Source organism: Pseudomonas sp. KCJK9111 (assembly GCF_046231935.1).
GTDB lineage: Bacteria > Pseudomonadota > Gammaproteobacteria > Pseudomonadales > Pseudomonadaceae > Aquipseudomonas > Aquipseudomonas parafulva_B.
In genome coordinates, this window is record NZ_JBJJMO010000030.1 from 17,545 (window position 1) to 39,493 (window position 21,949).

A 21,949-nucleotide genomic window follows, 5' to 3' on the forward strand; every position below is an offset into this window, starting at 1 on the left:
CGCGGGTTATCCTCGAATGGCCCAGAAGGCCAGGCTCAGGCCGGGGAATTCGCCGGCGACGTAGAAGGCAAAGCCACCGGAATGCTGCAGCTGCTTCCAGTGTTCGCTGCCACGGTCGAGCTCGAAGTAGGTGGAACCGGCGTGGAACGGAATCTGCCGTGGCGCCACCGGCAACGGCAGCAGGCCGATGCCCGGCAGTTGCAGGTTGACCAGGTCGCGAATGTGTTCCACCGAGCCGATCTTGCTCTGTTGGCCGAAGCGGCTGCGCAGGGTTTCGCTGGGCACGTCGGCGCGCACCACGAGGATGAAGCTGGCGCTGTCGAGCAGGCTGCGGTCGGCGAGCATGCCGACATGGATGCCGTAGGCCTTCTCGACGATCGGAATCGCCACCGCCTTGCTGTCGATCAGCGTCGAGAGGGCCTCGCGCAATGCGCTCATCACCGGCGCGAAGGTCGCTGCCAGGTCGTCGTGCTGGTACACCGGGAAGCTGAGCGGGCGCCGGCCATCATGGGTGAAGGTGGCGAACTCGCCGGCCAGCGCCACCAACTCGCTGTACAGGCGCTCGGGGTGCAACGGGCTCAGCTGATTGAGGTGCTCGATCAGCGGCTGGGCGCGGTTGACCAGTTGCAGCAGCATGAAGTCGGCAATCTCCGACGCCCCGCCATTGGCCGAGGCGACCACTCGCCCGGCCAGCGCTTCGCCACGCTGGTGCAGCAGCCCCAGCAACTCGCCGCAGAAGCCGGACAACTGCTGGCTGGCCGCCACGTCAAGCAGCGGCGGGATGTAACTGTCATCCACCATCAGGGCACGGTCGGCGCGCTTTTCGCGGATGCGCAGCATGCCGAGGGCGGCGTAGTCACTCAGGCCATCCTCGCTGAGCAGCAGGCGCAAGGCGCGGCTGCCGAGGGCCAGCGCGGCACGGTTCTCAAACGGCGCATTGTCGTCACGCACTTCACTGACCCGGCTGATGTAGCGGGCGCCAGCGCTGGCCTCGCCTTCGTCGACGGTGTCGCGGGCCCCGGCGCGCTTGAGCGGCAGGCCTAGGTGGACCACGCCATCGCGCAGCGCGTCGGGCACCTCCAGCGGCGCTGGCGGCAGGTCGTCGCGGGGTATGTCGAACGGTGTGCCGTCGGGCAGCAGGCCGCGGGCACTGATGATTGCCACCTTGCCCTGGGCGAGCAGGCCCTGGTCGAACAGCAGTTCGGAGAAGCCCCAGGCAGCAGCGCTCAATGGCCGGCTGCGGGCGTCTACCAGGTGTTCGAGGTAGCGGTCGTGCTGTTGGAAATGCTGGGTCGTGATGAACATGCCTTCCGACCAGACCACGCGATTGTTCCAGGACATGGGGGCTCCGATTGCCTAGCGGGCAGGTTCAGGTTGGGGGGTGGCCTCGGCGCTGCGCACGTCACGCACATCGAGGCTGATCTGGTAGTCGCGCGGCGGCACAGGCAGCACGCTGCGCCACTGGGCCTGGTCGATCTCGCGATAACCGACCACCAGGCCGATGTGGCGCGTGGCGGGGTCCAGCGGGCGCTCGAGGCGCAATTGCCCGCCGGGCTGCAATAGCACTTCGTCCTGGTCGATCAGGTCGGCGCCGAGGGTGGCCTGGGCGCGTTCGGCCAGGGCAAAGTAGTCGGCGCGGGCGAAGGCGGCGCTGTTCTTCAGCTCGAAAAGGCGCACCCGGACCGGCGCCGGGGCGCCACCAGGGCCCGGGTTCAGCCCGGCGGCAGCGCTGAAATACAGGGTCACGGCGGCGCGCTCCGGCACCTCGTTGGCAACCGCGGCAACAGGCGTGTCCTTGCTGCAGGCCGCGAGCAGCACCAGGCTCATGGCGGCTACCAGTGTTATTGCTTTCATCCTTGTCCTCATGACGTACCTGGGCTTCCCCGATGCACTCAGCGACGTTGCGCACGGCTGCTGTGGACCTGGTAGGCGCGGCTGAATTCGCGGCCTAGCAGCTCTTGAAAATCGTCTTCGGCCTCGCGGGAAATCTGCCCGTAAAGCTCGGTAAACTGCTGCCAGCAATGCGCCTGGCGCGAGCCGCCGAACAGCTTGGCCAGCCCGGCAGCCGGTGCCAGGCGCTGCTCCAGGCGGGCCGGCTGGAAACACGCCAGCAAGTGCTGGATGGCAGCTTGCACACCGGCCATCACCGCCAGCTGGTGGGCGCGCAGATCATCGAAGCTCTCGCGCACCGCCTGGTCTGCCGGCATAAACGCCTGGTTGCCGTGGCGCAGCAGCAACAGCAACGCCTCGTCGGCATTGGGGGCGAATTTCAGCGGGTTGTTCTGCACCGGGGCAATGGTGGTCTGCTGCATGCGGAACTCGCCCTTCAGGCTACTGCGCGCACGCAAAACATCGATCAGGCCCTCTACCATCAGGCGGTAGCTACGGCCGATGGCCTCCATCTGCGCGGCGGCATCGGCGGCGTCGATGCGCAGGTGCTCGATGCCAGCGCCGCGCAGGAACGCCTGCAACAGGGCGTCGCTGGCCATGGCCGGTGCGGGCGCAGCGGCAGGCGGCGCGACCGCTGCCGCTGTCACTGGCGGCGCTGACGGTGGCGATATCATATCCGCAGCCGCAGCCGGGGCCGGGGCCGGGGCCACTGCCGCCGGCGCTGCAGGCGGCGTCGAGCCGAGCAGGTCCCAGTCTTCCGGGATCATCCCCGGGGTGGCAGTCGGTGCCGGCGGAGCCAACGGGGTTGGTGGGCGAAAGTCATGCTGCTGGGCAGGGACGTGGTCGGGCTGGCTGACCGGCGGCACGCTGGCCGGGCCGAGGAAATCGAACAGGTCAGGCAGGGTGTCATGGCTCGAAGCCCCCTGCAGGAGCGCAGCCGGCGCCCCGGAAATCGCCGGGGCAGGCATGGTCGGGGCGGCCATCTGGTTGGCCATCAGCGCTTCGAAACTGTGCGCCTGGGGCTCGCTTTCAAGGCTGCCAGGCAGGCTCGCGTCGATCCGCGCCTGTATCTCGTATTCACCAATACGGATAACTTCGCCATCCATCAACGGCTCACTGTTACCACGACGCAAACGAATACCGGCACAAACTAACTCGACACCATTGGTGCTGTCGTCGGTCAAGTAATACTGGCCATTCTTGGACTGGATCACACAATGCCGAGACGATACCAACCGTTCCGGGTCGGGAAGTACCCAGTCATTGTTAGCCGCGCGACCAATAGTGATGGCACCGCTCTCCAGCCGCATTTCCGGACATTGTCCAGGGGTAATCTTGTGATAGCTGGTGATAGTTAGGCAAAGTGCCATCATGCCTCCTTGCATCCGTTTAGAACGTCGATCCATCCATTCGAGTTAGTGCGCGAAGCCACTCGAACACCGCTACAACGCTTGATTCACGCGGCCTAAGCAAAAACCACAAATATATGAAGGGTATGTAACGCTAATGCCGTAGCCAAACCAGAATCCATGACGAGCGGTGCCTGGCTACTGCCAACAGCGTCACAGCAGGCACTCGGCGGCGCGTAGCTTACCTTGACACCTGCAAATAAATAAACCATAAATGCGCAACTTCGAAGTGCCAAAATAATATCATCGTGATACCACTTCGACACGCGTAAAAAAGTTTGTGCGCCAGTTCACATTTGCAAATTCGCACAAGAACACGCCCTCACCAAGGGCTGATAGGTAGATCGAATTCTGGTGTACGCATCGCCGTTGCTCGCCGCTGTTTCTGCTGACTTCCCCTGCGGCGAAGACCTCGAATATGACGCTGAGTTTCTGCAACTGGAGCGTGATGCCCAGGGCCGCCCCGAGCGCGTCATGGGCGATGCCGTTCAGCCCGCCGAGCCGCCGCAGTGGCGCGACATCGAGCAGGCATGCAGCCGCTTGCTGCAACGCAGCAAGGACCTGCGCATCACCCATTTTCTGTTGCAGGCCAACCTCGCCCTGCATGGCCTGCCGGGCCTGGCCACCAGCCTGGAACTGATCCGCGACCTGCTTGCCGAGTATTGGCTCTACCTGCACCCGCAGCTGGACGCCGCCGACGACAACGACCCCACGGTACGGGTCAACGCCCTGGCCGGCCTGACCTGCGACACCACTATCGGCCTGCTGCGCGACGCCGTGCTGGTGCGCTCGCGCGCCTTCGGCCCGGTCACCCTGCGCGCCGCATTGCATGCCGCCGGCGTGCAGCACTTCGCCAGCGAACAGCTCAGCGCCGAAGAACTGGCCGCCGCCCTGCGTGACGCCGACGAAGACCAGGTGCAGCAGTGCCAGGCCGCCCTGCAGCTGGCCCGCGAGGCGGTGGACGTCATCGAACAGCGGGTCAACGACCAGGTCGGCTCGGCCAGTGGCGTCGACCTGTCGGCTCTGCGCCAGCCGCTGCGCCAGGTGCAGCAGGTGCTCGCCGATTACGCCCCAGCCGGGGCAGGCCCTGCCCTGGCCGCCACCGAAGCACCGGTGACCACCAGCGAGCAAGCGCCGCCCGCCGCCGCCAGCCCCAGCGCCCGGCCTGCCGCCCGCCCGGGCGAAGTAAACAGCCGCGAGGACGTGCAGCAGAGCCTCGACCGGCTGTTGCAGTACTACGCCCGCCACGAGCCCTCCAGCCCGCTGCCGGTGCTGTTGCACCGGGCGAAGCGGCTGGTCAATGCCGATTTCGCAACCATTGTCCGCGACCTGATCCCCGATGGCTGGTCGCAATTCGAGAACCTGCGCGGCACCGAGGACAACTGACGCCCTCGGCCCGCATCAACACCGACGCCCGCAACGAACAGCGCCGCCGCACCGGCGACCAGGAGGAACAACGTGGCGAAAGACAGCTCCCAGAAATTCATCGCACGCAACCGTGCGCCGAGGGTGCAGATCGAATATGACGTCGAGCTCTACGGCGCCGAGAAGAAAGTCCAGCTGCCATTCGTCATGGGCGTGCTGTCGGACCTCGCCGGCAAGCCGGCCGAACCGCTGCCTGCGGTAGCCGAACGCAAGTTCCTGGAGATCGATGTCGACAACTTCGATTCGCGCCTGAAGGCCATGAAGCCACGCGTGGCCTTCAACGTGCCCAACGAGCTGACCGGCGAAGGCAACCTGAGCCTGGACATTACCTTCGAGAGCATGGACGACTTCAGCCCGGCCGCCGTGGCACGCAAGGTCGATGCCCTCAACCAGCTGCTCGAGGCGCGCACCCAGCTGGCCAACCTGCTGACCTACATGGACGGCAAGACCGGTGCCGAGGACATCATCCTCAAGGCCATCAAGGACCCGGCCCTGCTACAGGCACTGGCCAGCGCGCCGAAACCCGTCGACAACGAGCCCAAGGCCTGAGGAGACAGCCCATGAACGATCCATTGCGCGAAGCCCAGGCCCAGCCGGCCGGCGCCACCCAGGACCCGAGCGAATTCGCCAGCCTGCTGCTGCAGGAGTTCAAACCCAAGACCGAGCGCGCCAAGGAAGCGGTGGAAAGCGCCGTGCGTACCTTGGCCGAGCAGGCCCTGGCGCAGACCAGCCTGGTGTCCGACGACGCCATCGGTTCGATCGAGCAGATCATTGCCGCCATCGACGCCAAGCTCACCGCCCAGGTCAACCAGATCATCCACCACGATGATTTCCAGCAGCTGGAAAGCGCCTGGCGCGGCCTGCACTACCTGGTCAACAACACCGAAAGCGACGAGCAGCTGAAGATTCGGGTGCTCAACGTGTCGAAGACCGACCTGCACAAGACCTTGAAGAAGTTCAAGGGCACCGCCTGGGACCAGAGTCCGATCTTCAAGAAGCTGTACGAAGAAGAGTACGGCCAGTTCGGCGGCGAACCTTACGGCTGCCTGGTCGGCGACTACTACTTCGACCAGTCGCCACCCGACGTCGAGCTGCTGGGAGAGATGTCGAAAGTCTGCGCCTCAATGCACGCGCCGTTCATCGCCGCCGCCTCGCCGACCGTGATGGGCATGGGCTCGTGGCAGGAACTGAGCAACCCGCGCGACCTGACCAAGATCTTCACCACCCCGGAGTATGCTGGCTGGCGCTCGCTGCGTGAGTCGGAAGATTCGCGCTACATCGGCCTGACCATGCCGCGCTTCCTGGCGCGCCTGCCATACGGCGCCAAGACAGACCCGGTCGAGGCCTTCGCCTTCGAAGAAGACACTGATGGCGCCGACAGCAGCAAGTACACATGGGCCAACGCCGCCTATGCCATGGCCGTGAACATCAACCGCTCGTTCAAGCACTACGGCTGGTGCTCGCGCATCCGTGGCGTTGAATCGGGTGGCGAAGTGCAGGGCCTGCCGGCGCACACCTTCCCCACCGACGACGGTGGTGTGGACATGAAGTGCCCGACCGAAATCGCCATTTCCGACCGCCGCGAAGCAGAGCTGGCGAAGAACGGTTTCATGCCGCTGCTGCACAAGAAGAACACCGACTTCGCGGCCTTCATCGGCGCCCAGTCGCTGCAGAAGCCAGCCGAGTACGACGACCCGGACGCCACCGCCAACGCCAACCTGGCCGCGCGCCTGCCGTATCTGTTCGCCACCTGCCGCTTCGCGCACTACCTCAAGTGCATCGTTCGCGACAAGATCGGCTCGTTCAAGGAAAAGGACGAGATGCAGCGCTGGCTGCAGGACTGGATCCTCAACTACGTCGACGGCGACCCGGCGCACTCCACCGAGACCACCAAGGCCCAGCACCCGCTGGCAGCGGCCGAGGTCGTGGTCGAGGACGTCGAAGGCAACCCGGGTTACTACAACTCGCGCTTCTACTTGCGCCCCCACTACCAGCTCGAAGGGCTGACCGTGTCGCTGCGCCTGGTATCGAAGCTGCCTTCGGCCAAAGGGGCCTGACCGCCCCCGGGCTGTCTGACAGCCCTAACTGCACCCAACCGCCAACCTGACGCGTAATACCGAGGACATCATGGCTGTAGATATTTTCATCAAGATCGGCGACATCAAGGGCGAGTCCCACGATAAGGCCCACAAGGACGAAATCGACGTGCTCAACTGGAGCTGGGGCATGTCCCAGTCCGGCAACATGCACACGGGCAGCGGCGGCGGCTCGGGCAAGGTCAACATCCAGGACCTGTCGATCACCAAGTACATCGACAAGTCCAGCCCCAACCTGATGGCCCACTGCTCCAGCGGCAAGCACATCGACAAGGTCAAGCTGACCGTGCGCAAGGCCGGGGGCGAGAGTCAGGTCGAGTACCTGATCATCAACCTCGAAGAAGTCATCATCAGCTCGCTCAGCACCGGTGGCTCGGGCAGCGACGACCGCCTGACCGAGAACGTGACCCTGAACTTCGCCAAGGTCACCGTCGATTATCAGCCGCAGAAAGCCGACGGCAGCAAGGAAGGCGGCCCGATCAAGTACGGCTGGAACATCCGCTCCAACGTCAAGATCTGACCGACCGCGTCCGCGCCGCCTTGGCTGGCGTGGGCGCCCTTCCCTCACCTCACCCGCTTACGGTGAACCCATGGCCAAGCCTTCTTTCATCAACCTGTGGAATGCCTACCCGACTGACTCGTCGCCTTGCGACGGCGGCTGGGACAACCAATGCGCCATTCGCATGAGCATTGCGCTCAATGGCGAACACACCATCAAGGTGAACGCCGGCAGCTACAGCGAACCGCGCTGTGCTCATGGCCATGCCCGGGGCGCCGAGTCGCTGGCCAACTGGTTGTGGAAGCACCATCTCGGCGCACCCCTGCAACTGAGCGGCAGCGCCAACGACCGCCTCAAGCTCAGCGAGAAGCGCGGCATCATCTTCTTCAAGGATTGCTTCGCCCGTGCCGGGCAGGCATTCGACAACCGTACCGGCGACCACATCGATCTGTGGGACCGAGGCCGGGTCACGGGCTATTTCGCCGACCAGGCGCACCGATCCAAGGCTGTCTGGTTCTGGGAGCTCAAATGAGACCTGCATGCACAACCCTGCTGCCGGCGCTGCTGCTCGCATTCGCCTTGAACGCGTGTGCCCAGGCGCCCGCTGCCCCTTCGAGCGCGGCGCCTGAGGTGACCTTGGGCGGCCACACCCTTGCGCTGGTTAACCACCAAGGCCGCTGCGCGCTGCGCAAAGCCGATGCCTCGCTGCTGCAACTGGACATGCCCTGGCCCTGCCAGCTCAGCCCAGGGCGCGACAGCGGCAAGCCACGCGTCGAACAATTCAAGGGGGCGCAGATCATCATTGTCAGCCATGTGCAGCCAGACCCGGCGCAACCTGGCCGTTGCGACAGCCAGTTCCAGGCCGTGCGCCAGCTCGGCACGCGCCTGGAGCCCTCCATCCTGGCCCGTGGCGGCAGTTGCTCGCGTGGCCCGGTGGACCAGAAGAACTTCGTGGGGCTGTTCGAGTGGTAGCCGAGATCGCCGCCCGCGACCGCCTGCAGCCGTCGCTGCTGGACCGCCTGACCGACGACAACCCGGGCAACCCGCAGGAAGCCCCGGACAAGCGCGTGCTCAGCCTGCACCAGCTCAAGGCCTCTGTGCTGCGCGACCTCGCCTGGTTGCTCAACACCACTTCGCTGCTCGACAGCGTCACCACCCTGGACACCCCGGCCGGGGCCTCGGTGGTCAACTATGGGCTACCGGCGCTGGCCGGTAACAGCGCCTCGAACATCGACCTGGCCGCCCTGGAACGCATCATCCACCAGGCCATCGCCACCTACGAGCCACGCATTCTCCCCCACACCCTCAAGGTGCGGGCCCAGGCCGCGCCCGGCGAGATGAACGCCAACGCCTTGAGCTTCGAGATCGAAGGCGACCTGTGGGCCCAGCCAGCGGCGCTGCCATTGCTGCTGCAGACCGACATCGACCTTGAGTCCGGGCATGTGCGTGTGGCCCCCGCCGAACGCCGGAGGCGTGCATGAACCCGCGCATGCTCGAGCTGTACAACCAGGAGTTGCAGCACATTCGCGAGAGTGCCGCGGAGTTCGCCAGGGAATACCCGAAAATTGCCGGGCGCCTGACGTTGTCCGGCATCGAGTGCGCCGACCCGTATGTCGAGCGCCTGCTCGAAGGCTTCGCCTACCTCACCGCCCGGGTGCAGCTCAAGCTCGACGCCGAGTACCCGACCTTCACCCACAACCTGCTGGAAATCGCCTACCCACACTACCTGGCGCCGACCCCGTCGATGACCGTGGTGCAACTGCAGACCGACCCCGACGAGGGTTCGCTGGCCAGCGGTTTCCGCCTGCCGCGTGACAGTGTGCTGCGCGCCAACCTGGGGCGCAACTCGCAGACCCCGTGCGAGTTCCGCAGCACCCAGGACGTTACCTTGTGGCCGTTGCAGGTGGCCGCCGCCGAGTACTTCGGCAACCCCGGTGCGGTGCTCGGGCGCCTAGCCAGCAGCGTGCCGCAGGCCCGCGCCGGCATGCGCCTGACCTTGCGCACTGGCGCCGAGGTGCCATTCGCCAGCCTGCCGCTCAGCCATCTGCCGCTGTACCTCAACGGCGCCGACGAAACCCCGTTCCGCCTCTACGAGCAACTGCTGGGCAGCGCTTGCGCGGTGTTCGTCCGCCAACCCGGCGCGGACTGGGTGGAGCGTATTCCCGTCGAACAGGCACTGCGCCCGTGTGGCTTCGACGACCGCGAGGCAGCATTGCCGGTGGTGCCGCAGGCGTTCCAGGGCTACCGCCTATTGCAGGAATATTTCGCCCTGCCGCAGCGCTTTCTGTTCGTCAATATCGCCGGGCTGGAACGGGCGGTGCAGCGCTGCAGCGGCCAGACGCTGGAAGTGCTGGTGTTGTTCGAGCGTTTCGACCAGAGCCTGGAAAGCAGCGTCGGCGCCAGCCAGTTCGTGCCGTTCTGCACCCCGGCGATCAACCTGTTCCCGCGCCGGGTCGACCGCCTGCACCTGACCGATCGGGTGCATGAGCACCACGTGATCGCCGACCGCACCCGGCCCACCGATTTCGAGATTCACTCGCTGCAGCGGGTCACCGGCTACGGTACCGGCCCGGACCAGGAATTCCTGCCGTTCTACGCCGTGCGCGACCCGTCGCGCTATGGCCGCGACCAGGCCTACTACATCGTGCGCCGCGAGCCACGGGTGTTGTCCAGCGACCAGCGCCGCAACGGTACCCGCTCCAGCTACATGGGGAGCGAGACGTTCATCAGCCTGGTTGACGGCCAGCAGGCGCCGTACCGCCACGACCTGCGCCAGCTGGGTATCAGCGCCCTGTGCAGCAACCGCGACCTGCCGCTGTTCATGAACGTGGGCGATGGCCGCAGCGACTTCAGCCTGGCCGACAGCGCGCCGGTGGCCGGCATCCGCTGCCTGGCCGGCCCGAGCAGGCCCAAAGCCAGCCATGCCCACGACAACCGCGCCTGGCGCCTGATCAGCCAGCTGTCGCTGAACTACCTGTCGCTGGCCGAACACGGCCAGGGCGCCGCTGCCCTGCGCGAACTGCTGCGCCTGTACGGCGACCCGCAGGACAGCGCCCTGAACCTGCAGATCGACGGCCTGCGCGAGGTCAGCAGCAAGCCCTGCACGCGGCGCCTGCCGATGCCGGGGCCAATCGTGTTCGGGCGTGGCCTGGAAATTACCCTGACCTTCGATGAGAACGCCTTCCGCGGCACCGGCGTGTTTCTGCTGGGTGCGGTGTTCGAACGTTTCCTGACCCGCTATGTGTCGATCAACAGCTTCACCGAAACTGTACTGCGCAGCAGCGAACGTGGCGAGATCATGCGCTGGGCCGCTAAACCCGGGCGCAGGCCGACGTTATGAATACCTTGCCGGCCATGCAGGCGCAGCCCTGGGCGTACGATTTCTTCCAGGCGCTGCGCCGCCTCGAGGCGCAGCACCCCGAGCTGCCACGCTTCGGCCATTCCCTGCGCCTGGCCGACGAGCCGGTGCGCCTGGGCCAGCGCTTGGACTGCGGGTTCGCCCCGGCGACCCTGGCTGCGGTCAGTGCCGACGGCGACCAGCCGGCGCGCCTGGAGCAGTTCTTCTTCGGCCTGGGTGGCCCCAATGGCCCGCTGCCACTGCACCTCACCGAATACATGCGCGAGCGCCAGCGCAACCACGGCGACGCGACCAGCAAGGCGTTCCTGGACGTCTTCCATCACCGCCTGCTGAGCCTGTTCTACCGAGCCTGGGCCGAAGCGCGCCCGACAGTCAGCCACGACCGCCTGGGTGACGACTACTGGGCCGCGCGCCTGGCGGCGCTGAGTGGCCGTGGCCAGCCCGAACTGCAAGGTCAGGGCGCGCTGGCCGACACCGGCAAACTGCACTGGTCGGGCCACCTGAGCGCGCAAACCCGCTACCCGGACGGCCTGTGCAGCATACTTGGCGGCTATTTTGGCGTGCCGGTGACGCTGGAAGAATACGTCGGCCAATGGCTAGAACTGCCCGAACGCAGCCAGCTCGGCGTGCGCGCCAACCGCCTGGGCGTGGACCTGTGTCTGGGCCGCTACGTCTGGGACCGCCAGCACAAGTTCCGCCTGCGCCTGGGCCCACTCAGCCTCGACCAGTACCACGCCCTGCTGCCCGGCGGGCAGGCTTTCGTCGAACTGGCGTCCTGGGTCGCCGAGTACCTGGGCCAGGAGCTGGACTGGGACCTGAACCTGATCCTTGCGCAGGACCAGGTGCCTGCGCTGCAACTCAATGCCGGCCAACGCCTGGGTTTCGACACCTGGCTCGGCCGCCCTCTGCACGATGCACGCGACCTGAAGCTGGCCCGGTACTACGCCGACCAGCCGGCCGCCGCCCACCACACAAGGAACCAGGACCATGGGTGAAATCAGCCGCGCCGCGCTGTTCGGCAAACTCAACAGCGTCGCCTACAAGGCCATCGAGGCCGCCACGGTATTTTGCAAGCTGCGGGGCAACCCCTATGTCGAGCTGGTGCACTGGCTGCACCAATTGCTGCAACTGCAGGACAGTGACCTGCACCGCATCGTACGCCAGTGCGATATCGAGCCGGCGCGCCTGGCCCGTGACCTGACCGATGCCCTGGACCGCCTGCCGCGCGGTTCGACGTCGATCACCGACCTCTCTTCGCAGGTGGAAGAAGCCGTCGAACGCGGCTGGGTATACGGCAGCCTGATGTTCGGCGAAAGCCAGGTGCGCACCGGCTACCTGCTGGTCGGCATCCTCAAGACCCCGAGCCTGCGCCATGCCCTGCAGGGGCTGTCGAGCGAATTCGGCAAAGTGAAGGTCGAGGCGCTGAGCGAACGCTTCAGCGAGTACGTGGGCGACTCGCCGGAAAACCACCTGGCTGCCACCGACGGCTTCAGCGCTGCGCTGCCCGGCGAAGCCAGCGGCGCCGTGGCGCCGGCGGCGATGGGCAAGCAGGAGGCGCTCAAGCGCTTTACCGTCGACCTTACCGAACAGGCGCGCAGCGGCAAGCTTGACCCTATCGTCGGGCGCGACGAAGAGATCCGTCAGCTGGTCGATATCCTCATGCGCCGCCGGCAGAACAACCCGATCCTTACCGGCGAGGCCGGTGTCGGCAAAACCGCCGTGGTGGAAGGCTTCGCCTTGCGCATCGTCGCCGGCGATGTGCCGCCGGCGCTCAAGGACGTAGAACTGCGCAGCCTGGATGTCGGCCTGCTGCAGGCCGGCGCCAGCATGAAAGGCGAATTCGAACAGCGCCTGCGCCAGGTGATCGAAGATGTGCAGGCGTCGCCCAAGCCGATCATCCTGTTCATCGATGAAGCACACACCCTGGTCGGTGCAGGGGGCGCAGCCGGCACCGGCGATGCGGCCAACCTGCTCAAGCCGGCCCTGGCCCGTGGCAGCCTGCGCACAGTGGCGGCGACCACCTGGGCCGAATACAAGAAACACATCGAGAAAGACCCGGCCCTGACCCGCCGCTTCCAGGTGGTGCAGGTGGCCGAGCCGAGCGAAGCCAAGGCCCTGCTGATGATGCGTGGAGTGGCATCGACCATGGAACAGCACCATCAGGTGCAGATCCTCGACGAGGCACTCGAGGCCGCGGTCAAGCTGTCCCACCGCTACATCCCCGCGCGCCAACTGCCGGACAAGTCGGTGAGCCTGCTCGATACCGCCTGCGCGCGCGTGGCTATCAGCCTGCACGCGGTGCCGGCCGAGGTCGATGACAGCCGCCGGCGCATCGAGGCGCTGGAGGTCGAACAGGCGATCATCGCCCGCGAAGCCGCCATCGGCGTGGCCACCGGGCAGCGCCAGGCCCAGGCCGACGGCTTGCTGGCCGAGGAGCGCCAACGCCTAGCCACCCTGGAAAGCCGCTGGGCCGAGGAAAAGGCCCTGGTCGATCAGCTGCTGGCCACCCGCGCGCAGCTGCGCGACCAGGCCGGTGTGGTCGACCAGGACGCGGCGTTGCCAGCAAACTCCGAACTGCGCGAAACACTGGCCGACCTGCAACAGCGCCTGAGCGCGCTGCAAGGCGAGAGCCCGTTGATTCTGCCGACCGTGGACTACCAGGCCGTCGCCTCGGTGGTGGCCGACTGGACCGGGATTCCGGTGGGGCGCATGGCGCGCAACGAGATCGAGACCGTGCTCAACCTCGACAGCCTGCTGGCCAAGCGCATCATCGGCCAGGACCACGCGCTGCAAATGATCGCCAAGCGCATCCAGACCTCCCGCGCCGGCCTCGACAACCCGAACAAGCCGATCGGCGTGTTCATGCTCGCCGGCACCTCCGGCGTGGGCAAGACCGAGACCGCACTGGCCCTGGCCGAGGCGCTGTACGGCGGTGAGCAGAACCTGATCACCATCAACATGAGCGAGTTCCAGGAAGCGCACACCGTGTCCACCCTAAAGGGCGCCCCGCCCGGCTATGTCGGCTATGGCGAGGGCGGCGTGCTGACCGAGGCGGTGCGCCGCCGGCCGTACAGCGTGGTGCTGTTGGACGAGGTAGAAAAGGCCCACCCGGACGTGCACGAGATCTTTTTCCAGGTGTTCGACAAGGGCGTGATGGAAGACGGCGAAGGCCGCCAGATCGACTTCCGCAATACCCTGATCCTGCTTACCACCAACGCTGGAACCGAGCTGATCGCGCGTACCTGCAACGACCCGCAGGCTCTGCCCGACCCGGACACGGTAGCCAGCCAGCTGCGCCAGCCGCTGCTAGAGATCTTCCCGCCGGCGCTGCTCGGCCGACTGGTGACCATCCCCTACTACCCGCTCAGCGACGCCATGCTCAAGGCCATCACCCGTCTGCAGCTGGAGCGCGTTCGTAAGCGCGTGGAAGGCACGCACAAGGTAGGCTTCGCCTACGACGACGGTGTGGTCGAGCTGGTCGTTTCGCGCTGCAGCGAAACCGAAAGCGGTGGCCGCATGATCGACGCCATCCTCACCAACGGCCTGCTGCCGGACATGAGCCGCGAGTTTCTCACCCGCATGCTCGAAGGCAAGCCGCTGGCCAGCGTACGCATCAGCCGTCGCGACAACGACTTGCACTATGACTTCGGCGCAGCCGACTGACAGGACCGACCATGCTGTTCACGCAGTTCACGCGCCTGGCGCAGATCAACAGCCCGTTGGGGCCGGACAAGCTGATCCTGGCCGAAATGGGCGGCAGCGACGAGCTCGGCCGCCTGTTCGACTATGAGCTGCGGCTGACCAGCGACGACCCGGCCATCGACCTCAACGCCCTGCTGGGCAAGCCGATGAGCCTGAGCGTGCAACAGGGCTTGGGCACCTCTCGCTACTTCCATGGCATCGTCGCCCGCTGCAGCCAGGCGGTCGATCGGGGCCAGTTCGCCAGCTACCGGGTCACCCTGCGGCCGTGGTTGTGGCTGCTGACCCGCACCAGCGACTGCCGCATTTTCCAGCACCTGAGCGCACCGCAAATCATCAAGCAGGTGTTCCGCGACCTGGGCTTTTCCGATTTCGAGGATGCCTTGAGCCGCAGCTACTGCGAGCGCGAGTACTGCGTGCAGTACCGCGAGACCAGCTTCGATTTCGTCAGCCGGCTGATGGAAGAGGAAGGCATCTACTACTTCTTCCGCCATGAAGCGCAGCGCCACGTGCTAGTGCTGGCCGATGCCTACGGCGCGCATCCGCAGGTGCCGGGCTACGAAAGCGTGCCCTACTACCCGCCGGACGGGCAGCATCGCGAGCGCGACCACATCAACGACTGGCACCTGGCCCAGGAAGTCCAGCCTGGTTCGCTGGAACTCAACGACTATGACTTCCAGCGCCCCAGCGCACGCATCGATGTGCGCTCGGCCATGCCGCGCCCGCACCAGGCCGGGGATTACCCGCTGTACGACTACCCCGGCGCCTACCAGCAAAGCCAGGACGGCGAGCATTACGCACGTACGCGCCTGGAGTCGCTGCAAAGCCTGCACGAGCGCGTCGAGCTGCGCGGCAACGCCCGTGGCCTGGGCAGCGGTCACCTGTTCAGCCTCAGCGGTTTCACCCGTCAGGACCAGAACCGCGAGTACCTGATCGTCGCCGCGCGCTACTACGTGCATCAAGAGCGCCTGGAAAGCGGCACCGGCAGCGGCGCCGCGCAGTTCGAGAGCAACCTCAGCTGCATCGACGCGCAGCAGAGCTTCCGCCCCGAATGCAGCACCGTGCGGCCGATCGTCAAGGGCCCGCAGACCGCCGTGGTGGTCGGCCCCGCTGGCGAGGAAATCTGGACCGACCAGTATGGCCGGGTGAAAGTGCACTTCCACTGGGACCGTCATGACCAGTCCAACGAGAACAGCTCCTGCTGGATTCGCGTGTCGCAGGCCTGGGCCGGCAAGAACTGGGGTTCGATGCAGATCCCGCGGATCGGCCAGGAGGTGATCGTCAGCTTCCTCGAAGGCGACCCTGACCGGCCGATCATCACCGGCCGCGTATACAACGCCGAGCAGAGCGTGCCTTACGACTTGCCCGCCAATGCCACGCAAAGCGGCATGAAGAGCCGTTCGAGCAAGGGGGGCAGCCCGGCCAATTTCAATGAAATCCGCATGGAGGATAAAAAGGGCGCCGAGCAGCTGTACGTGCATGCCGAGCGCAACATGGACACCGTGGTCGAGCAGTGCGAGACGCTGGCGGTCGGCATCAACCGCACCCAGACGGTCGGCATGCTGGAAACCATCACCATCGGCCAGGACCGCATCCGCGCCGTGCGCCGCGACGACATGCTGCTGGTCGGCGCCAGTAAGACTGACAGCGTCAGCACCAGCTACCTGATCGAAGTGGGTGAAAACCTGCGCCTAGTGTGCGGCAAGAGCGTGATCGAGCTGAACGCCAGCGGCCAGATCAACATCAGCTGCGAGCAGTTCAGCTTCCATGCCAGTCAGAACGGCGAGATCAATACCGACGGCACCCTCGACCTCAACGTCGGCAGCGGTGCGCAGACCGCGCCTGACAACCAGGGCGTGAAACAGACCATCGTCAGTTCGGTGAAGGCGATCTTCTCCGGCTCTGACCAGTAACGAGACCAGCTATGAGTTATCGCATCAACGAATTTCGCCTGACCCTGCCCGATGCCGCCGTGCAGGACAGCAGCATCAACATCTTGCGCTTCGAGGCGCTGGCCACCTCGCTGATCATCAGCCGCAGCCAGCTGGCCGAAGGCGAGACCTTGCAGAGCAATTTCGATGGCCAGCTGCAGCGCCTGCAACAACAGGTCAAGGACTTGCGCATGCAACCGGCCCAGGCCGTGCAGGTGGGTGCCGCCCAGGCGATCGCCGCCATCGAGCTGAGCAGCCAGTTTAGCAAGGGCCAGGAAAAGGTCCACCAGTACCAGCTGGCCCTGGTGCTGCCCGGCACGCGCAAGATGTTTGCCCTGAGCTACGTCAAGGCCAGCCCGCTGGGCGCAGCAGAAGCGGCGCACTGGGCAACCATCAAGCAGTCGCTCGACTTCGACAACCTGGGCTGATCGCGCACCATGTCCGACGCCCTGTGGGCCGCCCGCGAAGGCGACGCGCTGATGCACACCTCGATGCTGGCAGACATCGTCGGCGGTGTACTGGAAATCGCTGCCACCGTGGCCATCGGTGCCCTGGCCACTGCCGCCGTGGCGGCGGCGTTCGGCCTGACCGTGGCCACCGGTGGCCTGGGCTGCTTCGTGCTGGGCGCGGTGGTCGGCCTGGTGGTCGGTGTGGTCATGGCCAAGACCGGCGCCGATACCGGCCTGAGCCGATTATGCGAGGGTATCGGAAATTTCCTGTTCCCGCCGTCGGTGCAGGCCACCATCATCAGTGGCTCGCCGAACACTCGCACCAACGGCATGCGCGCGGCACGTGCTGCCGGCATCGTCACCGGCCCGCCGGCACCGCTGGAGCCGGCCGGCGCCGAGGCTGGCGAGGCGAAGGAAGAAAGCTTTCTGGATATGGCCAAGGGCTTCTTCTCGCAGATGTGGCGGCCGACCGTGGCCACGCCAGCCGCCAATACTCTGCCAGCCCCGGACGACAAAGTACTGTGCAGCAAGCACCCGCCCATGCCACCGCAATATCTGGCCGAAGGGTCAAGCAAGGTACTGATCAATGGCCACCCGGCCTGCCGCAGCGGTGACCGCAGCACCTGCGAAGCGGTGATCGTCGAAGGTGGCCTGATATCGAGTAACGTGCGCATCGGTGGAGAGCCGATCGTGGTGCGCGAGATACGCAGCGGCAAGACGCCGGGCATCGGCCTGGCGGTGACCGCGCTGATGCTGCTGCGCGGGCGTGGCGGCAAGTTCTACAGCAAGTTCGGCTGCATGCTGGTGGGCGGGGTGAGCAGCGTCGTGACCGGCCAGGTGACCGGTGCCCTCACCCAGGCCATGGCCGGTTCGCCCAACCCGGTACATGCGGCGACCGGCGGCAAGGTCCTGTGTGGCGAGGAAGACCTCGACTTCACCGTGCAGGCCACCCTGCCGATCGCCTGGCAACGCTTCTACAACAGCCACGACGAGCGGATCGATGGCTTGTTCGGCGCGGGCTGGAGCCTGCCTTACGAAGTTTCGGTAGAGGTTGGCGAAGACGATCACCTGGTGCTGGTCGACGAGCAGGCCCGCCGGGTGGATATGGGCATCATCACCCTGGGTGATGCGGTGTTCAGCGTCGGTGAAGGGCTGAGCGTACGCCGGGCGCACAACGGCGAGCTGCTGACCGAAAGCCGCGAAGGCGAGTACCGGTTGTTCCAGCCGACCCCGGGGCGGCCTGACCGACTGCGCCTGAGCCAGATCGGTGATCGCAACGACAACCGGATCTACCTGGATTACGACGACCAAGGCCGTCTTTGCCAGTTGCGCGATACCTTCGACCAGGTGCGTGTCCGGCTCGGCTACAGCCAGCAATGGCCACAGCGTGTGAGCCACGTCGACCTCCACGCGGCGAGCGGCGAATCGCAACGCTTGGCCAGCTATGGCTATGACGCCAACGGTGACCTGGCTCAGGTGCTGGATGGCGCAAGCCAGCCGCTGCGCAGCTTTGCTTACGACGCCGCCCGACGCATGATCGAACACCGTACTGGCGGCGGTCTGTGTTGCAATTACGAATGGGCGCAGCATGAGGACGGTTGGCGGGTAGTACGACACTGGACCAACGGCGGCGACAGCTACGCCTTCGAATACGATGTGGCCGCTGGCATCACCCGGGTGACCGACAGTCTTGGCCGCGTCGCCGTGCGCCACTGGAACCCGCAGTATCAGATCACCGCCTACACCGATGCACTCAAGCGGACCTGGCGCTTCGAATGGAACGACGAGCGCCAGTTGCTCGAGGCAAGCGATCCCCTGGATGGACGCTGGCAATTTTTCTACGATGAGTCGGGCAATCTTGCCGAAACGGTCGACCCGCTGGGGCGTAGCGAGTCGACCGAGTGGCTCGAGCATTGGTCGCTGCCGCGCAGCCAGACCGACCAAGCCGGCCACCGCTGGACATTCGCCTACGACCAACGTGGCAACTGCACGCGCGAAACCGACCCGCTGGGCCAGCACACACGGTATCGCCACGACAGCCAGGGAAACCCTGTCGAAATCATCGATGCCAATGGTTCCAGCCGCCACCTGCGCTGGAACGAGCAAGGACTGCTGGTCGAACAGCGGGACTGCTCCGGCTATCTGACCCGCTTCGCCTACGATTCATTGGGCCACCTGCAATCGATCACCGACGCCCAGGGCGAGCGCACCGACTACCAGCATGACAGCAAGGGTCGCTTGCGCAGCGTGACCTTGCCCGATGGCCGCAGCGAAGCGTTTGCCCTGGATGCCAGCGGCTTGTTGGCCCAGCACATCGACACAGCAGGTCACGTTACCCAATACCGGCGTAACCGCCGCGGGCAGCTGGAACTACGCACCGATGCGCTCGGCCGACAGGTGCGCTACCAGTACGATAACCATGGGCGCCTGCTCGCGCTGTACAACGAAAATGGCGAAGCATACGGTTTCGAATGGGATGCAGGCGACCGGCTGATCGCCGAACGCGACCTGGACGGCGGCTTGCGGCGCTACCAGTACGACCTACTGGACAACCTTGTCCAGGTGACCTTCATGCCTGCGCCGGGCAGCGAGGAGGCGCCCATCATTCATCGCATGGCGTATGACGCCGGCGGTCGCCTGCTGACCCGCCATACCGATGAGGGGCGCACCGACTACTGCAACGACCCCCTGGACAACGTGGTTGCGGTCCGCCGTACCGCCGTGGATGGCCAGGTCGAGGAACTTGGCTTCGCCTTCGATGCACTTGGCCAGTTGCTCGAAGAACACAGCGCGCAGGGCCGCGTGCAGTATCAGTACGACCCGCTCGGCAATGTTACCCGCACGCGAGTCCCCGACGGCCGCTGGATCAACCGCCTGTACTACGGTAGCGGGCACCTGCACCAGATCAACCTCGATGGCAAGGTGGTGTGCGATTTCGAGCGAGACCGCGTACACCGGGAGACGCTGCGCCTGCAGGGCAACCTGGCGGTTCAACGCCAGTACGACCGTGGCGGGCGCGTGCGCACCCTGCTGCGCCGCCCGGCAACCCAACCCAGCCAGCTGCCGGCGCCAGACCAGCAGCGGTACCAATTCGACGCGGCCGACCAACTGGCCGTACGCGAAGTGCAGCATCCGGGCACCGGCTATCTGCAGGCTTATCAGCATGATGGCTGCGGCTATGTGCTGGGGCGCCAAGACAGCCCTGTCGGCCAGCGCGAAGCATTCCGCTACGACCCGGCCGGCAACCTGCTCGACCCGCGGGCAGCAGGTGCCGGGCTGGTCCGGCACAACCGCGTGCTCACTTTCGAGGACAAGCGCTATCGCTACGATGGCTTCGGTCGCCTGGTGGAAAAGCGCAGCCGTCGCCGCGGTACGCAGCATTTTCGCTACGACGCCGAGCACCGGCTGGTCCAGGTGCGCAACTTGCAACCCGGGCGGGAGCGCATCATCGACATGCGCTACGACCCGATGGGCCGGCGTACCGAGAAGATCGAATCGACGCTCGACGGCCAGGTAGTCGGCCGCACGCGCTTCAGCTGGAGTGGCCTGCGCCTGCTCGGCGAGCAGCACAATGGCCGGCAGGCATTGTACCTGTACGAGGACGATGGTCATGAACCGCTGGCCCGGGTGGACGGCCTGGGTGCTCACCAGCAGGTACTGCATTACCACAATGACATCAACGGCCTGCCGGAGCAGTTGACCGACGACGCTGGCGAGGAGGTGTGGTCGGCGCGCTACCTGACCTGGGGCGCAAGCTGGGATGAACAGCAGGCTACCCGTCTGCCGGAAAAACAGAACCTGCGCTTCCAAGGCCAGTACCTGGACCGCGAAACCGGCCTGCACTACAACTTGTTCCGCTTCTACGACCCGGAGATAGGCCGCTTTACCCAGCCTGACCCGATTGGTCTGGCCGGTGGTTTGAACCTTTACGAGTATGCGCCCAACCCGTTTACTTGGATCGACCCATGGGGTCTATTGAAGGAAGGCGAGACCGCGGGGTATGGTGCCAAGGCGCACCGAGGCGATGGCCTTGAAGCTCATGAGATTCTGCGTAACAAGTTCTTGCAGGACGCCGGTATTGCACCGAAAAACCGCAGGTTGCGCGGCAACCCTTCGATTGCCCTGACGCCGAAGCACCATGATCAGGTGCATGCTGCAGAGAACCGGTTACGCAAGGCAATGGGCCTCAAGCCTAACCAGATGCTCAAAAGCGGCAAGCTTGAAATCCGCTTGATGTCCAAGGCGATCTACCAATCGTTAGTCAGCCAGGGGGATGTCACAATCCAGCAACTCAGAACGGCCCGACGCTACGCCAAATCGTTCGCCAAAAGCAAAGGGTGTTACTAGCCATGAAGAAAATCGTGTTGTCCCAACAAGATCACGGCTACGGCCAGATCGGTGGTGCGCCTTTGCTCAAGGACCTCTCCCTGTGGCCGGCCAACCCGCAAACCGGTGGGCTGATGACTCCCATCATGACCCTTACCGAACAATTCCAACCGGCCCGGTTCGTCCCACCAGGCATGGCTATCACCGTTTTTCTTGCAGTCGAGCAACAGCAGGACGGTAGCTTCAACCGCCCACTTCAGCGTCGCTATACGGTCAATCAGCAGTCTGAACTGCAGAGCGTGCTCAGCGGTGGCTTTGCCCGGGTCATTCTGCATGAACTCGCCAGCCATCCACTGGAGCCCAGCACCCCGCCCTTGCTGCTGGAGCGAGCGTTCATCGATTTCGAAGAAATGACCGACGAGGAGCATGACGAGGAGCATGAGGATGAAGACAGCGGGATCGGCCTGAGCAAGCCCAGCGGTCGCCCTTGCTGGCTGCAGGATCCGATCTACGAACCACCGCGCTACATGTTCATGATGCAACTGGTAGACGCCGACGTGGCCCAAGCCAGTCCGCCACATAGTGGGCTGTTTGGCGAAGGTAACGGCTACCTGTTCGTGGACATGCAGGCGCGCCGTGGCAAGGAAGGCGATGACGCCGGGTTCTTCTTCATTCAGTTCACCTGAAGGGCTGCTGACTCAAGGCGATCACCCGAGAGGGGCAAGGGCTGAGGAGATTCACGTGAACATCCATCACTTGGACAACGCGCCGCCCCTTGGGGAGACTTGGGCGAAGGTACCGATGTTGACAGCATCAAGCGCGCCGGCCCAGACACCCCAGCCGCCTAGCCCATTACCGACTACCTCG

At 65.3% G+C, this 21,949-nt stretch carries 16 protein-coding genes and 2 pseudogenes; 15 read left to right on the plus strand and 3 right to left on the minus strand.

The window, feature by feature from the left end:
• Positions 1-6: 6 nt before the first annotated feature.
• The 3 genes from tssK to tagH are packed head-to-tail and all read right to left on the minus strand — an operon-like array spanning position 7 to position 3,260.
• A complete protein-coding gene (gene tssK, locus ACK59L_RS12080; RefSeq protein WP_409273823.1) occupies positions 7-1,341 on the minus strand; it encodes a type VI secretion system baseplate subunit TssK in 1,335 nt (444 codons plus the stop codon).
• 15 nt (positions 1,342-1,356) lie between these two features.
• Positions 1,357-1,854: a type VI secretion system lipoprotein TssJ gene (gene tssJ / locus ACK59L_RS12085; protein ID WP_409273825.1), complete on the minus strand. Its 498-nt coding sequence runs from the start codon at positions 1,852-1,854 to the stop codon at positions 1,357-1,359.
• 38 nt (positions 1,855-1,892) lie between these two features.
• Entirely contained in the window at positions 1,893-3,260 is a 1,368-nt protein-coding gene (gene tagH, locus ACK59L_RS12090; RefSeq protein WP_409273827.1) for a type VI secretion system-associated FHA domain protein TagH, read from the minus strand.
• 393 nt (positions 3,261-3,653) lie between these two features.
• Between tagH and tssA the strand changes: the two genes are divergently transcribed.
• The 15 genes and pseudogenes from tssA to ACK59L_RS12165 all read left to right on the plus strand — a co-directional run bounded on the left by tssA (position 3,654) and on the right by ACK59L_RS12165 (position 21,768).
• Positions 3,654-4,685 (plus strand): type VI secretion system protein TssA, encoded by a 1,032-nt coding sequence (gene tssA, locus ACK59L_RS12095; protein ID WP_409273829.1) that lies wholly within the window; start codon positions 3,654-3,656, stop codon positions 4,683-4,685.
• 72 nt (positions 4,686-4,757) lie between these two features.
• On the plus strand, positions 4,758-5,273 hold the full coding sequence (gene tssB, locus ACK59L_RS12100) for a type VI secretion system contractile sheath small subunit (protein WP_025340314.1): 516 nt from the start codon (positions 4,758-4,760) through the stop codon (positions 5,271-5,273).
• A gap of 11 nt (positions 5,274-5,284) precedes the next feature.
• The gene (gene tssC, locus ACK59L_RS12105; protein WP_196135276.1) at positions 5,285-6,781 is read left to right on the plus strand and encodes a type VI secretion system contractile sheath large subunit; all 1,497 of its coding nucleotides are present in this window, start codon (positions 5,285-5,287) and stop codon (positions 6,779-6,781) included.
• Positions 6,782-6,851: 70 nt separating this feature from the next.
• Entirely contained in the window at positions 6,852-7,340 is a 489-nt protein-coding gene (locus ACK59L_RS12110) for a type VI secretion system tube protein Hcp (RefSeq protein WP_058638525.1), read from the plus strand.
• A gap of 70 nt (positions 7,341-7,410) precedes the next feature.
• Entirely contained in the window at positions 7,411-7,851 is a 441-nt protein-coding gene (locus ACK59L_RS12115) for a type VI secretion system amidase effector protein Tae4 (protein WP_409273832.1), read from the plus strand.
• On the plus strand, positions 7,848-8,291 hold the full coding sequence (locus ACK59L_RS12120) for a hypothetical protein (RefSeq protein WP_196135278.1): 444 nt from the start codon (positions 7,848-7,850) through the stop codon (positions 8,289-8,291). Before ACK59L_RS12115 ends, ACK59L_RS12120 begins: the two co-directional genes overlap by 4 nt.
• Positions 8,285-8,800 carry a type VI secretion system baseplate subunit TssE gene (gene tssE / locus ACK59L_RS12125; RefSeq protein ID WP_196127457.1) on the plus strand — a complete coding sequence of 172 codons (516 nt, stop codon included), beginning with the start codon at positions 8,285-8,287 and terminating at the stop codon, positions 8,798-8,800. The genes ACK59L_RS12120 and tssE overlap by 7 nt, the downstream gene beginning before the upstream one ends.
• Positions 8,797-10,659, plus strand: coding sequence for a type VI secretion system baseplate subunit TssF (gene tssF / locus ACK59L_RS12130; protein ID WP_196135279.1), 1,863 nt, complete (start codon positions 8,797-8,799; stop codon positions 10,657-10,659). Before tssE ends, tssF begins: the two co-directional genes overlap by 4 nt.
• A complete protein-coding gene (gene tssG, locus ACK59L_RS12135) occupies positions 10,656-11,672 on the plus strand; it encodes a type VI secretion system baseplate subunit TssG (protein WP_409273835.1) in 1,017 nt (338 codons plus the stop codon). Before tssF ends, tssG begins: the two co-directional genes overlap by 4 nt.
• A complete protein-coding gene (gene tssH, locus ACK59L_RS12140) occupies positions 11,665-14,340 on the plus strand; it encodes a type VI secretion system ATPase TssH (protein WP_196135281.1) in 2,676 nt (891 codons plus the stop codon). The genes tssG and tssH overlap by 8 nt, the downstream gene beginning before the upstream one ends.
• 11 nt (positions 14,341-14,351) lie before the next feature.
• Positions 14,352-16,289 carry a type VI secretion system Vgr family protein gene (locus ACK59L_RS12145; RefSeq protein WP_409273838.1) on the plus strand — a complete coding sequence of 646 codons (1,938 nt, stop codon included), beginning with the start codon at positions 14,352-14,354 and terminating at the stop codon, positions 16,287-16,289.
• Positions 16,290-16,300: 11 nt separating this feature from the next.
• The gene (locus tag ACK59L_RS12150; RefSeq protein ID WP_144966194.1) at positions 16,301-16,735 is read left to right on the plus strand and encodes a DcrB-related protein; all 435 of its coding nucleotides are present in this window, start codon (positions 16,301-16,303) and stop codon (positions 16,733-16,735) included.
• A gap of 477 nt (positions 16,736-17,212) precedes the next feature.
• Positions 17,213-17,848 (plus strand): annotated as a pseudogene (locus ACK59L_RS12155) (DUF6531 domain-containing protein); the annotation flags it as partial.
• A gap of 2,577 nt (positions 17,849-20,425) precedes the next feature.
• Positions 20,426-21,103, plus strand: a pseudogene (locus ACK59L_RS12160) (RHS repeat domain-containing protein); the annotation flags it as partial.
• Positions 21,104-21,105: 2 nt separating this feature from the next.
• Positions 21,106-21,768: a hypothetical protein gene (locus tag ACK59L_RS12165; protein ID WP_409273840.1), complete on the plus strand. Its 663-nt coding sequence runs from the start codon at positions 21,106-21,108 to the stop codon at positions 21,766-21,768.
• Positions 21,769-21,949 lie beyond the last annotated feature (181 nt).

Bases quoted from the DNA above. Each gene is read 5' to 3' on its own strand.
- tssF (WP_196135279.1), top strand. From the start codon at position 8,797: ATGAACCCGCGCATGCTCGAGCTGTACAACCAGGAGTTGCAGCACATT.
- ACK59L_RS12120 (WP_196135278.1), top strand. From the start codon at position 7,848: ATGAGACCTGCATGCACAACCCTGCTGCCGGCGCTGCTGCTCGCATTC.
- tssC (WP_196135276.1), top strand. From the start codon at position 5,285: ATGAACGATCCATTGCGCGAAGCCCAGGCCCAGCCGGCCGGCGCCACC.
- tagH (WP_409273827.1), bottom strand. From the start codon at position 3,260: ATGGCACTTTGCCTAACTATCACCAGCTATCACAAGATTACCCCTGGA.
- ACK59L_RS12150 (WP_144966194.1), top strand. From the start codon at position 16,301: ATGAGTTATCGCATCAACGAATTTCGCCTGACCCTGCCCGATGCCGCC.
- tssK (WP_409273823.1), bottom strand. From the start codon at position 1,341: ATGTCCTGGAACAATCGCGTGGTCTGGTCGGAAGGCATGTTCATCACG.
- ACK59L_RS12115 (WP_409273832.1), top strand. From the start codon at position 7,411: ATGGCCAAGCCTTCTTTCATCAACCTGTGGAATGCCTACCCGACTGAC.
- ACK59L_RS12145 (WP_409273838.1), top strand. From the start codon at position 14,352: ATGCTGTTCACGCAGTTCACGCGCCTGGCGCAGATCAACAGCCCGTTG.
- ACK59L_RS12110 (WP_058638525.1), top strand. From the start codon at position 6,852: ATGGCTGTAGATATTTTCATCAAGATCGGCGACATCAAGGGCGAGTCC.
- tssG (WP_409273835.1), top strand. From the start codon at position 10,656: ATGAATACCTTGCCGGCCATGCAGGCGCAGCCCTGGGCGTACGATTTC.
- ACK59L_RS12165 (WP_409273840.1), top strand. From the start codon at position 21,106: ATGAAGAAAATCGTGTTGTCCCAACAAGATCACGGCTACGGCCAGATC.
- tssJ (WP_409273825.1), bottom strand. From the start codon at position 1,854: ATGAAAGCAATAACACTGGTAGCCGCCATGAGCCTGGTGCTGCTCGCG.
- tssH (WP_196135281.1), top strand. From the start codon at position 11,665: ATGGGTGAAATCAGCCGCGCCGCGCTGTTCGGCAAACTCAACAGCGTC.